This is a genomic window from Paenibacillus sp. 2TAB19, from assembly GCF_052115185.1.
In the GTDB taxonomy this organism is placed as follows: domain Bacteria; phylum Bacillota; class Bacilli; order Paenibacillales; family Paenibacillaceae; genus Pristimantibacillus.
In genome coordinates this window covers 54,237-72,613 of sequence record NZ_JBFRGE010000022.1, presented here as the reverse complement: position 1 = coordinate 72,613, position 18,377 = coordinate 54,237, and the positions used below count along the sequence as shown (strand labels likewise).

The following is an 18,377-nucleotide window of genomic DNA, read 5'->3' as shown; positions in this document are numbered from 1 at the left end:
CGCTGTGACGTTTGACCGCATGCGTATGAGCATGAGCATGAGCCAAAGTAGGTACCTCCTTCAATCACCGATGATTTATTGTTCGTAGTCGAGAGTTAGTTTCGATAAGTAATCTGCAATGCCTTCGAGCTCCTGATCCGTTAGATCGTATGCTCCCGACATTTGGTTGCCCGGTTTCACGGCATTCGGATCTTTGATCCAACGATACAGGTTATCGTATACGGAACCCTCATTGCTATATTGCGGATCATCGGTATTAACAAGTATACCTCCGACGCTCTCGCGGCTGCCGATACCCGTTAAGTTAGGGAAGGCCGGTCCGCCTAGATCGCCCACTGCGTGGCAAGAAAGACACTTGCTTTGGAATGCTTCAGCAATAGCCGGATCGCTTGGCAAAGCTACCGGTTCTTGAATAGCAGCCGTCCAACGGTCGAACGAGGACTCGTCTACCGCTTTAACCTTGAAGTCCATCAAGCCGTGGGAAGGTCCGCACAGCTCGGCGCACTTGCCGAGGTAAACGCCTTCTTTTGGCGCCGAGAAATACATTTTGTTCACGTTCGCGCCAGGGTTCGTATCGATCTTGCCTGCAAGCGAAGGAATCCAGAACGAGTGAAGCACGTCTGCCGATTTCGCTTCGATCGCGATCGTCTTGCCTGTCGGAATAATAAGTTCTTGCGCTGTCTTAATGCCCAGCTCCGGATATTCGAATTCCCACCAGTATTGGTGCGAAGTAACGATTACCTTAACAGCCTCTGGGTCTTTGCTGTAGTCCTTAGACAAGTTGAATACCGATTGTACAGTCGGAACGCCTAGGATAATAAGCATGATGATCGGGATTACTGTCCAGATAATCTCCAGCTTATGGTTTCCTTCAACCTGCTTCGGAATCGTGTTGTCTCCCTTACGTCTGCGGAAACGAATAATTACATACAAAGAAATCGCAAATACGATTACAATCACGATCAGCATGATTGAAATCGCCAGCTTCATCAGTCCGAATTGCTCTTCCGCTACAGGTCCCTGGGGATTCAGCGTCGACAAATCTTCCCGTCCGCATGCCGCTAACACTAGCACCATCATGGCCATGAGCGGCGCAAGCCGTTTTACAAATTGCCACCGTTTCATCATTAATCAACCCCACTTTTGACGTTTTCGCAGCTACCTAATTTCGCGTGGCAAGCGGCTAACTGCGTGTTCTCACAGATGTTATTACAACTCCTGCAACTTAAATCACTTTATTAAATATAAAGTTGAAGCACCTATTTGTCAATGTTCCACAGAGAGTTCACAAATTGTTCTCAAAGCTGTCAAAAACGCGATATATAGGCGTTTTTGAGCTCTTGCGAACGTTGCCAACAGGCTGTCTCGGATCAGTCTTCCTACCCTACATTGTGCACCAAACCCATGGTCAATTATGTATGCGCGCCGAAACGTATATTTAAAGGCTCCCGGCAGAAGCTAAAGCCAATATCGTATGAATGGGGGGCGTCCTATTATGATGAAACGAATTGCCGCTTTATTATTGTCCGCTGCCGTTCTGTCGGCTGTCGCAACCGGCTGCAACTACGAGCAATTATCGCAGAACAGCGATTCCGATTACGGCAGCAGAGAAGCCGGTGATCCGAAGATGATTGGGAACAAAGCATTCGGCACGATGTCGACCAATCCATATCAGCATGACAATGCCTTTTTTGAATACAGCTCCAAAATATCGAATCAAGTATCCAGCCTTAACGGCATAGCCTCGGGTCTTGTATTCCTTACAGATAAGAACGCCTACGTCGGTATTATGCTCGACTGGTCGGCTGTCGGCACTCGCAGCTCCGGCGGCACGGTGGAGCAGGACAATACGGGTACGACGGAAGGCGTCTACAATCATGCAACAGGCAGCAACTACACGAATAGCCGAAGGCTGGCAGGTCCGTACAACTCATATTTCACCGTCAACGATTACAATAACTTGTCCGACGAGCTAAAGCAGACGATCGCGCTGAAGATACGGAAGATGGCCCCTGCTGTGCAGGAAGTCCATATCTCAGCCAACATGGAGCTCATCAATCACTTTAATGAATATGCGAAAATCGCCTGGGGCGGACGCTCGCTTATGCCGTCGCTCGACGAGTTCAACAACCTGGTCAAATATCATTTCGCAGGCGGTACGATCATGCCGAGGTCGATCTCCGATCCCATCGTCATTCCGCATCGTCAACAACGCAATAGGGGGGAACAATAGCTTTTCGAAAAAAATCTCTTCCTATATATAAGACAAAAAATCGCACAATTAAATGGAAGCGAAAAATAAAACAAGGCTCTCAGACAGGCTTATTGCAGCCTTGTTGGAGAGCCTTGTTCGTATTCAGCTTGCCTATCTCATTGGCGCGAAGCCGCTGATCTCCGACAATATATCCTCCGTACGCGCAAGCACCTCATCGGTTAAGTCCAGATCGATCGCTTTAATATTCTCTTCGATCTGAGAAGGACGGCTCGAACCGATAATGGCCGAGCTCACATTCGACTGGCGCAGCACCCAAGCGAGCGCGAATTGCGATAACGTAGCGTCAAGCTCTGCAGCCAGCTCCTCCAGCTTAGCCGCGCAAGCGAGTACATCCTCGCGCAAATAGCTGTTAATGACGCCGTTCGTCTTGTCGTTAGCCGCCCTGCTGTCCTGCGGAATCGCTTGTCCCGGCTTGTACTTACCAGTCAGAACGCCTTGCGCAAGCGGTGAGAATACAACCTGACCCATTCCCTCCCACTCGCATTGCTGAATGACGTTCTCCTTCTCGATATAGCGCTCGAACATATTGTAGATCGGCTGATTCGAGATCAGCGGACGCAGATTCAAGTTTTTGCCGATCGATGCTGCATCTGCAATCTGACCCGCTGTCCACTCGCTAACGCCTGCGTACAATATTTTGCCCTGAGCCATTAGATCGTCAAGCGCACGTAGCGTTTCTTCCACCGGCGTATCATTATCGAAGCGATGACATTGGTACAGGTCGATGTAATCGGTACCCAGACGCTTCAAGCTCGCATCGCATTGCTCCATAATATGTTTTCGTGACAAGCCCCTATCATTCGGCCCTGCTCCCATCGGGAAGAACAGCTTCGTCGCAAGCACATAGCTGCTGCGCGAATACGCTTTCAAAGCACTGCCCATCACTTCTTCCGCAGCCCCGTTATTGTAGGCGTTAGCCGTATCGAAGAAATTAATGCCCAGATCATAAGCTTTATGAATGCAAGCCTGCGCGGTTTCCTCAGCTGTTGCCGTACCGTATGTAAGCCAGCTGCCGAGTCCGATTTCGCTCACTTTAAGCCCGCTTTTGCCAACTCTTCTGTAATTCAAATGGATTCACTCCTTCTAATCTTTCCTCGTCTCACTAGTAGTGTATAGCAGTTCTAGCGATTAATAAAGTAGTGAATGTTTATTCATTTTATTAACTACAGTATATATACTATACTAATAGTAACTGATGGTAGGAAGGGAGCTGGCTTAGTGAGCGCACATAATTATGTACCTAAAGAGCCTGTTCAGATCGAATGCAATATTGAGAAAACATTGGATGTAATCGGGGGCAAATGGGCCTTTCTCGTACTGAGGGAGTTATTTTGCGGAACGAGGCGATTCGGTGAATTGCAGAGGCTTATCCCGTCGGTTAGTCCGAGAGCGTTAACAACTACGCTGCGCCATTTGGAGGAAAAGGGTGTACTTGAACGCAAAGTATTTCCGACTGTCCCTGTAACGGTAGAATATACGCTGACGCCAAAGGGCGAGGATCTAACGCATATTTTAAAAGAAATGAAGCTTTGGGCAGCCAGATGGACTGAGTAAACGATAAAAGCCTGACGATCCTTCTCTACTATAATAGTAGGATCGTCAGGCTTATTTTTTTTGCTATGGATTAGGGTCCCGCTCAGGCATCGAAGGGCTGTATCCCGCCTGGAATCGATCAAGCGCCGACTGATAGGCGCGGCGGTCGCCCTCATTGCGTGCTAACTCGCCAAGGCGCTTAAGCTCTGATTCGAATTGTTTGGACAAGGCATCAATCCGATCCTTCGGCTTCTTGCCGGCAGTTTCCCGGTTCGACCTTCCGTCGCCAGTCTGGATGTTCAATTGTCCATCGCTGTCGATCTGGGCAAGAAAAATACTTTCCGGCGTCAGCTTCTTTTTCTTCAGCTCGTGATGCAGCCATTCCAAGCTGTAGCCGCTCTCGTCAACCATATCAGTTAGCACCTGTCCATCGATAATGACCGTCTTGGCTTCTTTCTCCTTATTAAGCTTCCAGCCGAGCATGTCCGCCGTAAGCGGCTGATGCTCCTTCTTAAGTAATACATTAAGTTCACCGCTTGGCTCCATGACTGCAAACTCGACATCGGCAACCCGGTATACATCCTTTTTGCGCAGCTGCTCCAATAGTTCATCGAGCGTGAGTCGCTCCTTATGCAGATGCTTTTTATCGAGTTGACCGTCCTGAATGATGACTGTTCCTTTGCCATCAACAAAATCGCGAATAACTCTGCTCTTCATCGTTATATATTCCATTCCTACCGAGACACTAACCCAAACGATTAACGAAACGATGCCCAAATACCACAGATTATCCAAATCAAGTGAAACATAGGCTGCGATGTTACCAATAGATATGCCTGTTATGTACTCGAACAGCGACAGTTGCGAAATTTGCCTTTTACCCAATATTTTAGTCATCGTAAATAAAATAACGACTGATGCGAACGTCCGAAGCACTATCTCTAACCAATCTGGCATGTATACATTCCCCCTTCCCTCCTATCGTGTCCAAAATGACTAATGTCATTCTTTTTTTACATTTTCCGAAAAATATATTGCTTTTCCCTAGATATCTGTGTATAGTGTAGTGAATGTGTTATATTTAACCCTCAGCATATCCCCTAGTAGGATTCAACGTTTTCCTCAGATTTTGATTTCTGTGCTGTTAATTCTCAAACCAATTTTCGTGCTAATTTCTATTTCACACTGGCGCGGTCATCGGAGCCGCAAGGACGGAAGAGAGGTAGGGCTTTCGTTGTTTTAGGATGCGTAGTTAAGCAACTAAGAGTACATTTGCTGTTTGCTGTTAACATGGGGATTCCATACGACCTGTCACTCACGCATAGGTCCGGTTAAATATAAGCAATAATCAAGGGCTGTCCCGCTAGCAGATTTACTGCTGGCAGGGCAGCCCTGTCCAATTTATACGCTGCTAATCATTCGGACAAGCCGATACCGTAGTTAGATGTCCCGACCGATTAACCTTTGTATCCAGGTAGCGCTCGTTGTATTCGGATCTGTCGCCCCATAACGGAATTAGCTCCGTTACCGCCATGCCTGCTTCCTGCATCGCATCGCGCTTGCGCGGATTATTCGTTATAAGTGAAACGGGCTTGGAACGGAGCGCTTTCAGCACCTTAATCGCATCACCGTAATTGCGTACATCATCGGCAAAACCAAGCTTGAGATTCGCATCGACAGTATCATAACCTTTCTCTTGCAGCAGATAGGCCATTGCTTTGCTGAACAGGCCGATCCCCCGCCCCTCGTGATTAGCCAAGTAGAACAGAGCGCCTGCACCCTTCTGGACGATTCTGCGCATCGACTCATGCAATTGGAACCCGCAGTCGCAGCGCATGCTGCCGAATATATCGCCGGTATGGCAGATGCTGTGCATCCGAATCCATGCCTCGTCCGCTTCCTCGAAGTCGCCATACACAAGCACGCTGGATTGCTGCATCTCGGCAAGATTTACGGACGACAGCTTCTTAATGATCTGCTCCTCGTCCTCCAGCTTCTCTTCACAGCTCAGCCAGCAATACCACTGGAAGATCGCTTCTCCTTCGCCAAGGTGAACCGGCAGTCGAATCGGTCCGACCAAATAAATCATGCCCGTATCGCTCTCGATCGCCTTAATCTTATGATCCAATATCGACAACGCTTCATTATACATAAAGGTATGCTCCTAACTCTTCATAAGTACGATATGTTCTATTATGTTCGCCGCATGCAGCCCCTATGCCAAACTATTCAGATAGCCGACAGCTTGATGAGCTACTCTTCATAGATCATTTTTCGCGTCATGCCACCGTCGATGGTTAAGCTTGTGCCTGTTATAAAATCGTTCTGAGGGTTCGTCAAGTAGAGGCATGCCCGCGCAATATCGCTAGGCCGACCAACACGCTGAGCTGGGTGCTGCGTATGGTCCTCGGAACGAAGCTGACTGTAATCGCCGTTCTCAATCCAGCCTGGACATATCGCATTCACCGTAATGCGATCGGGCCCAAGCGATACGGCCAGCGCATGGGTCAGCGACAGAATACCTCCTTTGGAAGCGGCATACGCCTCCGAATTCGGCTCGGACATCAGCGCCCTAGTCGAAGAAATATTGACAATCGAGCCGCCTCCGCTTGCACGCATCAGCTTAGCAGCTTCCCTCGCGCATACGAATGTGCCGCGAAGATTCGTATTTATAACATCATCCCATTCATCAAGCTCTAGATCATAAGGCGACTTCCAAATGCCGAATCCCGCGTTATTAATGACGATATCAATCGTTCCAAGCAGCTCGCCGATCTGGTCAATCAGGGCAACAATCTGCTCCGGCTTGCTCATATCGGCCCCGTATCGGTGTGAATCGAAGCCCTTCTCCTGAAGCAGACTCGCGGTTTCTTCAAGCTTGTCCTCCAGCTTATCCGTAATCACAACGACAGCGCCCTGCTGCGCATAGGCTAGCGCGACAACGCGTCCAATGCCGCCGCCTGCGCCAGTAATTAGCACAACCTTACCCGTGAACGCATATTCCAAATTGGACCCTCCATTTCTCTTTTACGATTCGGTTCAGCCTATCTTTATTTTATACAATTCAACTGCCAAAGCGCCATCGCCGCCAAAACTTATTATGAGAAAAACTCCTATCGGAGTACTTCGAGGATGAGCGACCGCGTTTAAGCGGAAGTTTTTATCGCCCCGCCAATCAGAATGATCTCCTTACGCTTTATCACTGTAAAGCACTAGTGCTTTCTGATGTGGAGAAAAATATGTTTGTGAATTTTGTCACAATTTATTCATTGTCATTTCGTCGCGAAAGGAATATGATAATAGCAAGAAGCGGTTGTGAATGTTTTCACATTGTATAGTTGGTTGTGAATTAATTCACGATGTTAGGAGTCTTCCCTATCGGGAAGTCTGCACCCATACAAGGAGGCGTTTGAAGATGATGAAAATTGTTGTTGTTGGATGTACACATGCCGGAACTGCTGCTATTACTGAGATGGCCCGCCTTTATCCGGAGGCTGCTATTACCGTTTATGAAAGAAATGACAACATCTCCTTCTTGTCGTGCGGAATCGCTCTGAATGTTGCCGGTATCGTGAAGGACGCTAACCAGTTGTTCTACGCTTCGCCGGACCAGCTCGCAGCAGTTGGCGTAACAACCCATATGAAGCATGATGTGCTCGCCATCAATACGGATGCCAAAACGATCGAGGTTCGCAACCTCACTACCGGTGAAGCATTCGTCGATACGTTCGATAAGCTTGTCATGACAACGGGCTCGTGGCCTATCATTCCACAGATGGAAGGTATCGATCTTGATAATATCGTCTTATGCAAAAACTACAATCATTCGCAAACGATTATCGAGAAAGCGAAACATGCGAAACACATCGCCGTCATTGGCGCAGGCTACATCGGCATCGAGCTCGTGGAAGCATTCGAGGAGCTCGGCAAGCAAGTAACGCTAATCGATAATACGGATCGTGTATTGTTCAAATATTTGGATGAGTCGTTCACTACGGTCGTTGAGCAGCAATTCGCGGACATAGGCGTTACGCTTGCGCTCGGCCAAATGGTTACATCGTTTACCGGGGAAGACGGGCGAGTAACGAAAGTGAATACAACCGCCGGCGAATATGAAGCCGATCTCGTCGTACTCTGCATCGGTTTCCGTCCGAACACCGAGCTATTGAAGGGGCAGGTCGATATGCTGCCGAATGGAGCTATTATCGTAGACAGCTTCATGCACACAAGCAAACCTGATATTTTCGCCGCTGGCGACAGCTGCGCCGTTCATTATAATCCGACTGGACAGCACGCTTACATTCCGCTTGCTACAAACGCTGTTAGAATGGGAACGCTCGTCGTGAGAAATTTGGTGAAACCTACGGTTAGGTACTTGGGGACGCAAGGAACGTCGGGCATTAAGATCTACGATAACAATATTGCATCGACAGGCATGACGGAAGCGGCGGCTGTTGCTGCGGGCTTGAATGTGAAAAGTGTCACAATCGAAGACGACTACCGTCCAGCTTTCATGCCGACGCATGAGAAAGTATTACTCAAGGTTGTTTATGAGGCAGACGGCGGCAGAATCTTAGGCGCGCAAATCCTCTCGAAGGTCGATCTGACACAAGCGATCAATACGCTGTCGGTATGTATCCAGAACGAGATGACGATGGATGAGCTGAGCTTCGTCGACTTCTTCTTCCAGCCGCATTACAACAGGCCATGGAATCTGCTTAACCGGGCAGGGCTGCAAGCGATCTAGATCGTACTCAACACTCGGCACTCGACACTCGGAACTCGGAACTGTCTAACGAATCTAGGTAACTCTATTCATCACTTCTGTGCTCCAATCACAATCTAACGAATCCATATAGCCTTATTCTTCTACTTTGAGGTCGAGTTCGTTATCCCAAGGACAAATAAGAATATCTAGATTCTTATAAAGAGCGGAATTGGTTTAATATGTACAATAAGGTTAATAGGATTCCTTGGATGTGCACTAAATGTGTGTTAGAGGTGAGTTAACAACTAAAGAAAGACCTGCCGCATCTCATGCGGTAGGTCTTTCTTACTTTAGCTTCCTTCGACGGTCAGCGCATACTTACACGTTATCTGCCTCAGGCTTGCCGAAGTCCGGCGTTCCGTCACTGCGCCACTCGATTACTTTGGCGCGCGCATGGCGGTTCGGATCGAACAGCGGGTCGCAGTCGAGCTCCTTATAGCTGCGGGCGTGATAGATTAAGATATCCTGCATGCCATCCTCCGAAACGGTAAAGCTGTTATGCCCCGGACCGTACTGACTGGCGTCCGGATTGCTTGCGAATACCGGCATTTCTGACTTCGTCCAGGAAGCCGGGTCAAGCAGATTGCTTGTTTCAGAGGCAGTCAGCATCCCCATTGCATAGTTATGGTCGGTTGCGCTCGCTGAATATGTTAAGAAAATCCGTCCGTTGCGCTTCAACACAGCAGCGCCTTCATTGACGAGGAAGCCGATCACTTCCCAATCTAATTCCGGCTTCGTAATTCGCACCTGTTCGCTCCGCAACGTCCATGGATTGTCCATCTCAGCGATATATAAGTTCGTATTGCCCGCGATTTCCGGATCCTTCTGCGCCCACACCAAGTACTGCTCGCCATTATGCTCGAAGCTCGTCGCATCAAGCGAGAAGCTGTCCCATGCCGTCTTAATCGCTCCCTTCTCTACCCACTGGCCCTCTAGCGGATTGACCGCATCATTCTCCAGCACGTACATCCGGTGCGCGAAAGGATCGTCGACTCTTCCGGCAGCGAAGTAGATGTACCATTTGCCCGCAATATAATGAATTTCCGGTGCCCAAATATTTTTGCTCATCACACCGCTGTCATGCTTCTGCCAAATATCAGTTGCCGGCGCCGCAGTGAGCCCTTCAATCGTCGTCGCTCTTCTTAATTCAATGCGATCGTACTGGGGCACGGAACCCGTAAAATAGTAATACCCGTCCGTGTGCTTAAGCACCCATGGATCGGCGCGCTGCTCGACTAGCGGATTTCGATAAACCGTCTGCGTATTTCCAATTCCCTGTGTCGTTTCCACTCTATTATTTCCTCCAATTCCGATTCCAGTTAATTATTCACAGTTTTATTAATTGATTAATATTTTATATAATATCAAAGAAAATGTGTTTGTCAATTTACCTATTTACATATAAAATATAAGTATAAAAGAAGTGTAACAACGGTGATTCGACATTTATTTTTCGTGCCATTGGGCCTTTTAGCATTTGCTTCTCCAAGCACTTTCGCCTGATGTTAATCCGAGAACAAATTAATAAATCGCTGTTCACCAATCTTAGAGTGGAGTGAAGATTATGAAGATCGATGTTACGACTGCGCACCTGCCGATCTATGAAGCTCTGGCCAGCGATGTTCGTCTGCGTATTATTCAATTATTGTCGCAGCAGGAGATGAACATTAAAGATCTGGCGCAAGCCTTGGAGCTTAGCAGCCCGATCATTACGATGCATGTGAAGAAGCTCGAGAAGGCTGGGATAATCAGCTCCGAGATGATCTCGAGCGGCGGCGGCACGAAGAAGATGTGCAAACTTATTACGGACAGCATTGAAATCGATTTTCCATCCAAGAACCGCGCCGCCATGCGTACTTACCATGAGACGATTATATCCATCGGCCACTACACCGATTTCGAGGTAGAGCCTACATGCGGGCTGTCGACAACGACGAAAGTAATCGGCATGTTCGATGAGCCTCGATTCTTCCTCGATGCCGAACGGATTAACGCCAAGATACTATGGTTCACAAGCGGCTTTATCGAATATAAAGCAGCTAACTTCCTGCTTAAGAGCGAGAAGCCGAACGAGCTTGAGATTTCATTCGAGATCTCGTCGGAAGCGCCAGATGCCAATGAAAATTGGCCGTCTGACATCAGCTTCTACTTCAACGACGTTAAGATCGGAATATGGACGAGCCCCGGCGACTTCGGCGGAACAAAACGAGGCAAGTTCACTCCCGATTGGTGGTGGGATGCCGTCAACCAATACGGCTTGCTTAAGCGCCTGAAAATCAATAACCAAGGAACCTTTATCGACGGGCAGCAAATATCCGACGTAACGCTCGATCAGCTTGATGTGACAAGGAAACAATGGAAGTTCAAAATCGCGGTAGAAGAGGATGCCGAGAACGTGGGCGGCGTTACCTTGTTCGGTTCCGGATTCGGCAACTACAATCAAGACATCATTATGCGCCTGTATTACGAAAGAAATGAATAGGAGAAATACAGCTTAAGCCGCATTTCTCCCCATGCTCCTATCGGACGGTCTTCCATTATTGAAGACCGTCTTTTGCTTGCGGCTATTCGCCTGCAATACCTGCCCGCTCCACGCTCTCTACGAAATAACGCTGCGTGAACATATACAGCAGCAGAACYGGCAATATAGTAAGCATAACGCCAGCCATGATCTGATTTTGCAGCGTCGGCGCAAGCCCGATTGTGCTCGAAACGGACGTCGTAGCTTGCTGCAGATTCAGGTTCGCATTGCCGTTGAAGAAAGCCATATTTTGCGCCAGATTGAAGTACTCCGGCACGAGCAAATACAGGTTGGGCTCGAACAGATCGTTCCAATGCCAGACGACGGAGAACAGGAACACGACGAGCATCGCCGGCTTGGCGAGCGGGAACATGATCGTCCAATAGGTGCGGAATGCGCCAGCGCCGTCGATCCGCGCCGCCTCCTCTAATACATGCGGAAGCCTGCTGTAGAACTGGATAAAGATAAGGACGAACAACGAGCCTTTTAGCCCATGACCCAGAATAGCGGGGACGATGAACGGCAGATGCGTGTTGACCCAGCCCATATCTAGAAACAGCTTGAACAACGGCACGACGAACGTCTGCGGCGGCACCAGGAAGGTAAAGACGACTAGTGCTAGGAACAGCGCCTGACCAGGAAACCTATACCGGGCAAAGCCATAGCCTATGAGCGAGCAGCTAAGCACCTGAAGAATCGCGCTCCCGAACGAAATAATGATGCTGTTCAGCAGTCCCGGCCAGAAGTTGATCGCCTCCAAGGCGATATCGTAGTTCTGCAAGCTGAACTGTCTAGGAATCCATTGAATCGTCGCATCGGCAACATCCTCCGGCCGCATAAGGGACTTAGAGACCATATAGAGCAGCGGATAGATGAAGACGAACGCCAAGCTCAAGATGACCATGTAATAAAATACCGTTCCGATAATGCCGCGGCCGCGCTTGACCCAGGTTACTTTCCAGACGTCCTTCGCCTTACTCTGCAAATCGGTATATTTGCTTGTTACGCTAGTTGAATTGATCGACATCGACTCTACCTCCTGCCTTCGCTCGCCGATAAGCTTCTGCGGAAGATAAAGAAGACTATCGCCAATATAATGGATATGACTACGAAATAAATCCAGCCCATCGCCGAACCGTACGCATAGTTGTTCGACTTGAACGCAATGTTGTTAATGTAGTCCATGATCTTATTGTCCGGCTTCGTGAATGAGTTGACGATGCTGTACAGCGTATTGACGAACAGCATCGGCATAATCATCRGGAACGTAATTTTCCAGAAGCTTTCCCACTTCGTCGCTCCATCACACTTCGCTGCTTCGTAGAGCGATGGAGAAATCGTCTGCAAACCCGCGATGAAGATTAATATCTGAACGCCGGAATCCCACATGACCATCGTCAGCGATTCCGCATACAGAAGCAGCGGTTCGAGAATATCKTCGGGGATGAAGGCGTTCAGCTTCGTATAAAGATCCGATTGATAGAAGATCGGCAACTGCGCCGYGCCTTGCTCCAGCAGCTCTCGCAAGATAGCGCCGGAAGCTATAATGACCGGCAGGAAGAAGATGCCGCGAAACAGCATCCTGCCCCGGAACTGGCGATTAAGCAGCAGCGCGCTCATCATTGAAAAGATAAGGATCAGCGGCACTTGCGTCAGCATCGTCGTTACCGTGCTCTGCAGAAATGGACGGAAATCGATATCCGTCGCGAACGCCGCCCGGTAATGCTCGAAGCCTGCATAGGTTGCAATAAGGCCGTGCTGCGTCACCTCTAGGTTATTGAACGAGTAGTAGAGCGATACGCCCAGCGGGTACAGCATGAACAGCAGAAACCCGATGATCCATATGGAAATGAACGAGTAGCCTTCCAAGATGTGACGGCCTCTCATCGAGAGCCCAAATTTTTTGCCCATGCTCATTCCCCTCCGTTCTGCATCGCGTAGCCCGCTGCCGGTACCGCTGTGCCGTCTATGGTCACAGCCGCTTGGCCGTAGTTGACAATGACCTTCGTGCCGTTCGCGTACGTCGTGCGATAGACATCCTTCGCAAGCTTCTCATGGTCCACGATCGCTTGGCCCGAGATGGCTGAGTAGATCGGCGCAAGCGCCTCATACTCCTGAACCGCCGCATCAATCCATTGCTTGTACTCGGAGCTCCATAAGCGATCCTCCATCGTTCGTTGCAGCTTGGAGGTCGATTCGTAAGTCAGCTCCAGACTCGGCAACGCTCCGTATTCYACCATGCGCAGCAGCTCATTATTCCAATCGTCGCGCAGATTCATCGCACCCGCCGTATAAGGTACCAAGCCGCGAACCGCGATTTGATAGAAAGGAACGGTCTCATCGTTGTAGATGAAATGGCTGGAATCGAGCGGCGCTCCATCGATGCTGTCGATATGGCCAAGCATATAGCCGAAGCCGTAATCGACCTTCGCGCCGCCAAGCTTCTCGCGCGCCGCATCGATAGCGTTGACCCAAGCGGAAGCCGTTTTGTCCCGCGACAACGGCGACTTGCGATCGAGATCGGAATAAAGCGTATCGCCCCAATAATCGAAGTGTACGCCGGCGACGCCAAGCTTCTTATAGCTGTCCAACTCCTTGTTCAGATGCCTAGCAATGACACGCTCAGGCTTCATCCAATAGAACATTCGGCTATCATTGTTCCATCTGCTTCCGATGAAATAATCGGTGCTCTCCGCCGCTTCGCGGTCCATGCCGCGAATGGCGTCCTTGCTTTTCTTCATGCCGTCGCTATCCGAATAAGCACGGGCATAATTGGCTTCGAGATACAGCTTCACGCCTTTGTTGGCGGCATACGCGGCTAGGTCCTTCAAATTCTTCGAACCGCCGAGCTTCTTCTCGACCGGGAAGTGGTCGGGTTGATCGCCGTACAGACCGTCCTCCGACCAGCCCGAGAACGTAAGCTCCAGATTGCGTATCCCCTTCTGCTCGAAGGTATCGATGATCACGCGCGCTTCATCGAATGTCGTCATCGAGATGAAGGTATCGCCCAGCACCTCGTCGCGCAGAATGCCGCCCATCAGCTTAACCTTGAATGGAGCTGCGCTACCGCTTGGCTCTGACGGCAGCACGCCCTGCACGTTCTGCAAGTAAGCACCGTACGCCTGCGCCATGCCGACATAACCAGCTTTCTCGTCTTGCAATAGCATGTAGCGCACTTGGCGGTCGCCTTTGATCCAATCCCCTTGGAAAAACGGAATTTGACCGGATGTGCCTATGAAAATAATATCGTCCCAGCGATATACGAACTCCGTCGACGTGCGGTAATAATCGATCGCACGGATGCCCGACGGCGTCCCATTCACCTTCGCATCGTATTGACCCTTCGTCACGATGCCGAGCGAGCCGATGCCGTTCCGGTAATTGCCGAATACAGGCAACGCAATACTCTCCTTAGGCGCTGGGCTTTGCCGCCATATTTCTTCGATGATGTTCTCGTTCGTTCGCGAGAGATAGGCCGGATCGGCACCGTAGATCATCTCGGAGTAACCTGCGAAATATTGCGGGTGCGTTTCCTTATAATTCATGAGCGCGCCGGAGCCGTCCGGCAGGAACAACGCCCCTTCGTCGGTCTTTGCCGCGGCATTCCAGAACGGCAGCGGCTCGATGCTGACGAACCGGGCAACCCCCGTTTCCTTAATCGAGCTCTCGGGAATCGTCACCTCGAAGCCGTCCTCAAGCAGCCGGTATTCCATGGCGAACTCAAGCTTTTCCTTCGTATACGTAAAGGTGATTCGAGCACCTCCGTCGATTGCCTCGATGGACAGCTTGTTCTCCTTCTCTTTCGCCAAGTACGTTTGGACGGTATCGACCCCTTCGGTGTACTTCACATGGGCGGCAGAGTCCATGAACTTCTTGTTGTTCGGCATCGTCGTACGCGGCAACTGCGGCGTACCGAGCCATTCCTTCTTCGTCTTGTTGTCGACAAGACGAATGTTGCCCGTCTTCTCGTCGATATACATCGTATACGCATCGTTCGATGCGATTTCCTTCACCGCCGATACGGGGTACAGCTTCACCTCGCCCGTATCTTCGCCTTCCACAGGCGTATCCGATGCCGTATCGGCCGGCGTATCCTCTTCCACGGGCTCTTCAGCCGGCTGTTCCTCCGCGGCCGCACTCTCGTCGCTGCCCGCGCTTGCCTCTGTGTCGCCGGCATCCTGCTCCGCCAGTACCCGGATGTCGCCTTCAGCGGCCCCGAAGTGAGGGAAGATGCTGACAACGAGCAGAAGCGCAGCCATGATGAGCCATTTTCGTTGTTTCCTCATTTCGTTCACCTACCTCCGGAAGTTGATTTCTTTGAACAGATCTACCACAAAATTAATCAGCTGATTCATCAAGCCGAACATCAATATGCCGACAAACCATATGATTAGGACGCCGACGACGCTAAGGAACGTAATCCACAGCATCTTGACGATCTCAAAGTCGTGAATGATCCTAACCTTAAGCAGCAGCAGCCAGCCGACCCAATAGATCGTGAAGTTGATCAAAAAGTTATAAATCGAATTTTCGTCCAGCGCGATAAAATTGGTCATCAGCGTAATCGGCACAATGAAGATCGCATACGGCACGAACGCGAATGCGCTGCCTACGAACACCTCTTTGAACTTACCCTCGCCTTCGAGAATGGCGCTGACCGCCCAGTTCGCAACCGTCCAGGTCAGCCACGGCGCGATCATCCAAATGAATTCATGCAGGAATGAAATTTCGTAAGGCTCTCTTGTCTCGAACGCGTAACCCGTAACGAGAATGGCAGCCATTCTTGCGATATACGTCATCGCCATGACGATGATCGCATCTCTCCACCGGATACGACCAGGCTCTTGAATGTCATGAAAAAAGTCGATCGGGTGCACGAGCACCTGCCGCATCAATCTAAACGTTGCGATCATGGGGCACCCCTTCCTTAATCAACCCGACTCTAGCGGTGCGGCGCACGGCTAGAAAAGCCGTCTGCCTTCTCCATAAGAGCGGAATCAAATACCGCAGCAGAGCGAATAACGCGATCAGAATCAGACAGATCCACCCGAAGTGCTCGCGAATATACTCTTTCCTGTATTCCTTGAATGCGAGCGAGTAATCGCCGCGGGACCTTGCCAGCTCGAAATACGTCATCGCATCCTTGTAGTTCTCCGCTTTGTAGAGCGACTTCCCAATAGCAAGGTAGGCGAGGTCGAAGTTGACGTTATAGCGCAGCACTTCATTCCACATGCCTTCCGCCTCTTTGTAGCGACCGTCGACGAACAGACGCGACGCATCGTGCACGAGATCGGCGAACGGCGTCGTGCGGAACAGATCGATCCGATTGCGCCCTTTGTCCACGACGTATACGATTCCGTCGTCCGACTGGTCAAGGCTCGACGGCGTAATGAACAAGCCGTTCTGATTGCCGAGGCCGCCGAAGACGAACAGCAGATTGCCTAACTTGTCGTATTGATACACTTTGCTTGATTGCAGATCGAGCGCCGTCATAACGCCGTCCTTGTCGACGGCAATATCGAGGAACGAAGGCACCGAGAACGGACCTGCGTCGAAGCGTCCGCCGTAACGGCGCTCTCCGATATTAAGCGTATCCACGCCTACAGGCGAGAGCCGCTTCAACTGATTCGTTTCCGTACCGAGCGTTGACGTATAGATAAAGCCTTCGGCGTCCTGGACCGCGTTCGAGAATTCGAGCGGCTTGACGACAGCAAGCTTCGCTTTCTGCTCGTCCGTCGCGATCAAATTATCGATCAAGCGCTTCCAACTGAACCCGATATGATTCGCGCCGTAGAAGCCTTTGAACTTCCCGTTCGGATCAATCTGAATGAGACCTTGCGTATTGCCGTCGCTGACGACGAACATGTAGTTCCGCTTGTCGACGAGCAGCTTGGAAGGCGAATACGAGAATGTCGCGCCAAGCAGCGGATTGTCCGGCTTGCCGTACGCCTTCATGAACTTGCCTTCTTTGTCGTAAATAGCGATGCGCTGGTTCTTCGTATCGGCGACGAAGATCGTGCCGTCCGGCTTGACGAATACGCCCTTCGGTTCATTCAGCATACCGTCGCCTTCCGGATCGCCGACAATCTTGATGACGTTATTGTCCTTATCCAGGTGGACGATACGGCTGTTGCCCGTATCAACGACGTAGACCGTACCGTCATCGCCAAGAAATACGTCTTCCGGCGCAACGAACGGCCCTGATGACAACTCATAGCCGTCTATCGAGCGCTCGTACACATAACCGTTAATCGAATGAACGTCTTGCCTTAGATTGTTGATCGTGTACCCGTCATATGGCGTAGCCGCAAATGATTGAACCGGCGGCAATGCGGTAAGCAGCATCGCTACGGCCAGCGCCGTACCGATGACGTATCGGAATTTGGTCAAATGGTTCATCCCGGTTGTCCCCCTACTCTTTCAGACCTGAATGCGCCATCGTCTGCAGCACCATGCGCTGCGTTACGACAAAGACGATAATCGTCGGGATAATCATCAGCAAACTGGCTGCTGCCAGCGTGCCGACGCGCGCAACGACGCCGTAACCGCCGCTGATCGTCTGGATCGCAAGCGGCAGCGACTTCATATCCTGATCGGTCGTGTATACCATGGCCGGGTAAGGGTCGTTCCAGGCGGAGATGAAGCTGAACAACGCAAAGGTAGCGATAGCCGGCTTCAGCATCGGCATGATGACGCTCCAGAACACCTTCCATTCGCTTGCGCCGTCGATCCTCGCCGCTTCGAGCAGCGCATCCGGAATTTGGCGCAGGAATTGCGTCATCAGGAACATGCCGATAGGCGCAGCCAAGTACGGCAATATCATCGCCCAATAGGTATTAATAAGTCCGATCTTGCTAATGAGCAAGTATTGCGGGATCTGCACGACCATCGGCGAGAACATGATCGCCAGCACAACCATATTAAAGATCGCGCCGCGGAACGGCATGTTGTGCTTAGCCAGTGGATAAGCAGCCATCGCGGAGATTAATATCCCGAAGCCGACAATGCAAGAGCTGACCAGCAGGCTGTTGAAAATAAAGCGCGAGAACGGAACGCTTGTCGTTCCGGTTATAAGCAGCAAGTCGCGAAAATTGACCAAGGTCGGATTGTTCACGAAAAACCGCGGCGGAAACAGGAATAGCTCGCTCGTGGGCTTAAAAGCCGTCGAAACCATATACACGAGCGGTGCAAGCATCAGAAGACCGAACAATGTTAGGAATAGATAGAGGAAGATGCCGCCCCAATCGATTCTCCTGCCTTTTACTGCGCCAGTCATCATG

16 protein-coding genes are annotated in these 18,377 nt (G+C 50.4%); 4 read left to right on the top strand and 12 right to left on the bottom strand.

What is annotated here, in order from left to right:
* Positions 1 to 75: 75 nt before the first annotated feature.
* The gene (gene coxB, locus AB4Z33_RS12345; protein ID WP_442050226.1) at positions 76 to 1,128 is read right to left on the bottom strand and encodes a cytochrome c oxidase subunit II; all 1,053 of its coding nucleotides are present in this window, start codon (positions 1,126 to 1,128) and stop codon (positions 76 to 78) included.
* A gap of 367 nt (positions 1,129 to 1,495) precedes the next feature.
* On the opposite strand from coxB, the gene AB4Z33_RS12340 reads away from it, so the two are divergent.
* On the top strand, positions 1,496 to 2,233 hold the full coding sequence (locus AB4Z33_RS12340) for a hypothetical protein (protein WP_442050225.1): 738 nt from the start codon (positions 1,496 to 1,498) through the stop codon (positions 2,231 to 2,233).
* A 132-nt stretch (positions 2,234 to 2,365) separates the two neighbouring features.
* Here AB4Z33_RS12340 and AB4Z33_RS12335 read toward each other — a convergent pair whose 3' ends face one another.
* Complete coding sequence (locus tag AB4Z33_RS12335) at positions 2,366 to 3,343, bottom strand: aldo/keto reductase family protein (protein WP_442050224.1); 978 nt, start codon at positions 3,341 to 3,343, stop codon at positions 2,366 to 2,368.
* Between the two features lie 150 nt (positions 3,344 to 3,493).
* Between AB4Z33_RS12335 and AB4Z33_RS12330 the strand changes: the two genes are divergently transcribed.
* The gene (locus AB4Z33_RS12330) at positions 3,494 to 3,829 is read left to right on the top strand and encodes a winged helix-turn-helix transcriptional regulator (RefSeq protein WP_337099971.1); all 336 of its coding nucleotides are present in this window, start codon (positions 3,494 to 3,496) and stop codon (positions 3,827 to 3,829) included.
* 63 nt (positions 3,830 to 3,892) lie between these two features.
* Here AB4Z33_RS12330 and AB4Z33_RS12325 read toward each other — a convergent pair whose 3' ends face one another.
* The 3 genes from AB4Z33_RS12325 to AB4Z33_RS12315 all read right to left on the bottom strand — a co-directional run bounded on the left by AB4Z33_RS12325 (position 3,893) and on the right by AB4Z33_RS12315 (position 6,814).
* Complete coding sequence (locus AB4Z33_RS12325; protein WP_442050223.1) at positions 3,893 to 4,765, bottom strand: DUF421 domain-containing protein; 873 nt, start codon at positions 4,763 to 4,765, stop codon at positions 3,893 to 3,895.
* 454 nt (positions 4,766 to 5,219) lie between these two features.
* A complete protein-coding gene (locus AB4Z33_RS12320; RefSeq protein WP_442050222.1) occupies positions 5,220 to 5,960 on the bottom strand; it encodes a GTP cyclohydrolase II in 741 nt (246 codons plus the stop codon).
* 101 nt (positions 5,961 to 6,061) lie between these two features.
* Complete coding sequence (locus AB4Z33_RS12315; RefSeq protein WP_442050221.1) at positions 6,062 to 6,814, bottom strand: SDR family NAD(P)-dependent oxidoreductase; 753 nt, start codon at positions 6,812 to 6,814, stop codon at positions 6,062 to 6,064.
* A 412-nt stretch (positions 6,815 to 7,226) separates the two neighbouring features.
* On the opposite strand from AB4Z33_RS12315, the gene AB4Z33_RS12310 reads away from it, so the two are divergent.
* Complete coding sequence (locus AB4Z33_RS12310) at positions 7,227 to 8,555, top strand: FAD-dependent oxidoreductase (RefSeq protein ID WP_442050245.1); 1,329 nt, start codon at positions 7,227 to 7,229, stop codon at positions 8,553 to 8,555.
* A gap of 339 nt (positions 8,556 to 8,894) precedes the next feature.
* Here AB4Z33_RS12310 and AB4Z33_RS12305 read toward each other — a convergent pair whose 3' ends face one another.
* The gene (locus AB4Z33_RS12305; protein WP_442050220.1) at positions 8,895 to 9,866 is read right to left on the bottom strand and encodes a glycoside hydrolase family 43 protein; all 972 of its coding nucleotides are present in this window, start codon (positions 9,864 to 9,866) and stop codon (positions 8,895 to 8,897) included.
* Between the two features lie 274 nt (positions 9,867 to 10,140).
* Between AB4Z33_RS12305 and AB4Z33_RS12300 the strand changes: the two genes are divergently transcribed.
* Positions 10,141 to 11,058 carry an ArsR/SmtB family transcription factor gene (locus AB4Z33_RS12300; protein ID WP_442050219.1) on the top strand — a complete coding sequence of 306 codons (918 nt, stop codon included), beginning with the start codon at positions 10,141 to 10,143 and terminating at the stop codon, positions 11,056 to 11,058.
* 82 nt (positions 11,059 to 11,140) lie between these two features.
* Here AB4Z33_RS12300 and AB4Z33_RS12295 read toward each other — a convergent pair whose 3' ends face one another.
* From AB4Z33_RS12295 to AB4Z33_RS12270, 6 genes are read right to left on the bottom strand one after another with little or no spacing between them, the layout of a single operon-like run.
* A complete protein-coding gene (locus AB4Z33_RS12295; RefSeq protein ID WP_442050218.1) occupies positions 11,141 to 12,124 on the bottom strand; it encodes a carbohydrate ABC transporter permease in 984 nt (327 codons plus the stop codon).
* Between the two features lie 5 nt (positions 12,125 to 12,129).
* A complete protein-coding gene (locus AB4Z33_RS12290) occupies positions 12,130 to 13,008 on the bottom strand; it encodes a carbohydrate ABC transporter permease (protein WP_442050217.1) in 879 nt (292 codons plus the stop codon).
* Positions 13,009 to 13,010: 2 nt separating this feature from the next.
* Positions 13,011 to 15,383, bottom strand: a complete 2,373-nt coding sequence (locus AB4Z33_RS12285; protein ID WP_442050216.1) for a DUF5696 domain-containing protein — start codon at positions 15,381 to 15,383, stop codon at positions 13,011 to 13,013.
* Between the two features lie 9 nt (positions 15,384 to 15,392).
* Positions 15,393 to 16,010, bottom strand: coding sequence for a YIP1 family protein (locus AB4Z33_RS12280; RefSeq protein ID WP_442050215.1), 618 nt, complete (start codon positions 16,008 to 16,010; stop codon positions 15,393 to 15,395).
* The gene (locus AB4Z33_RS12275) at positions 15,994 to 17,496 is read right to left on the bottom strand and encodes a hypothetical protein (RefSeq protein WP_442050214.1); all 1,503 of its coding nucleotides are present in this window, start codon (positions 17,494 to 17,496) and stop codon (positions 15,994 to 15,996) included. Before AB4Z33_RS12275 ends, AB4Z33_RS12280 begins: the two co-directional genes overlap by 17 nt.
* 13 nt (positions 17,497 to 17,509) lie before the next feature.
* Positions 17,510 to 18,376: a carbohydrate ABC transporter permease gene (locus tag AB4Z33_RS12270; protein WP_442050213.1), complete on the bottom strand. Its 867-nt coding sequence runs from the start codon at positions 18,374 to 18,376 to the stop codon at positions 17,510 to 17,512.
* Between the last annotated feature and the right edge of the window lies 1 nt (position 18,377).

Excerpts from the sequence above, each read along its gene's own strand:
- AB4Z33_RS12270 (WP_442050213.1), bottom strand. The coding sequence starts at position 18,376 with ATGATGACTGGCGCAGTAAAAGGCAGGAGAATCGATTGGGGCGGCATC.
- AB4Z33_RS12300 (WP_442050219.1), top strand. The coding sequence starts at position 10,141 with ATGAAGATCGATGTTACGACTGCGCACCTGCCGATCTATGAAGCTCTG.
- AB4Z33_RS12275 (WP_442050214.1), bottom strand. The coding sequence starts at position 17,496 with ATGAACCATTTGACCAAATTCCGATACGTCATCGGTACGGCGCTGGCC.
- coxB (WP_442050226.1), bottom strand. The coding sequence starts at position 1,128 with ATGATGAAACGGTGGCAATTTGTAAAACGGCTTGCGCCGCTCATGGCC.
- AB4Z33_RS12325 (WP_442050223.1), bottom strand. The coding sequence starts at position 4,765 with ATGCCAGATTGGTTAGAGATAGTGCTTCGGACGTTCGCATCAGTCGTT.
- AB4Z33_RS12310 (WP_442050245.1), top strand. The coding sequence starts at position 7,227 with ATGAAAATTGTTGTTGTTGGATGTACACATGCCGGAACTGCTGCTATT.
- AB4Z33_RS12280 (WP_442050215.1), bottom strand. The coding sequence starts at position 16,010 with ATGATCGCAACGTTTAGATTGATGCGGCAGGTGCTCGTGCACCCGATC.
- AB4Z33_RS12340 (WP_442050225.1), top strand. The coding sequence starts at position 1,496 with ATGATGAAACGAATTGCCGCTTTATTATTGTCCGCTGCCGTTCTGTCG.
- AB4Z33_RS12320 (WP_442050222.1), bottom strand. The coding sequence starts at position 5,960 with ATGTATAATGAAGCGTTGTCGATATTGGATCATAAGATTAAGGCGATC.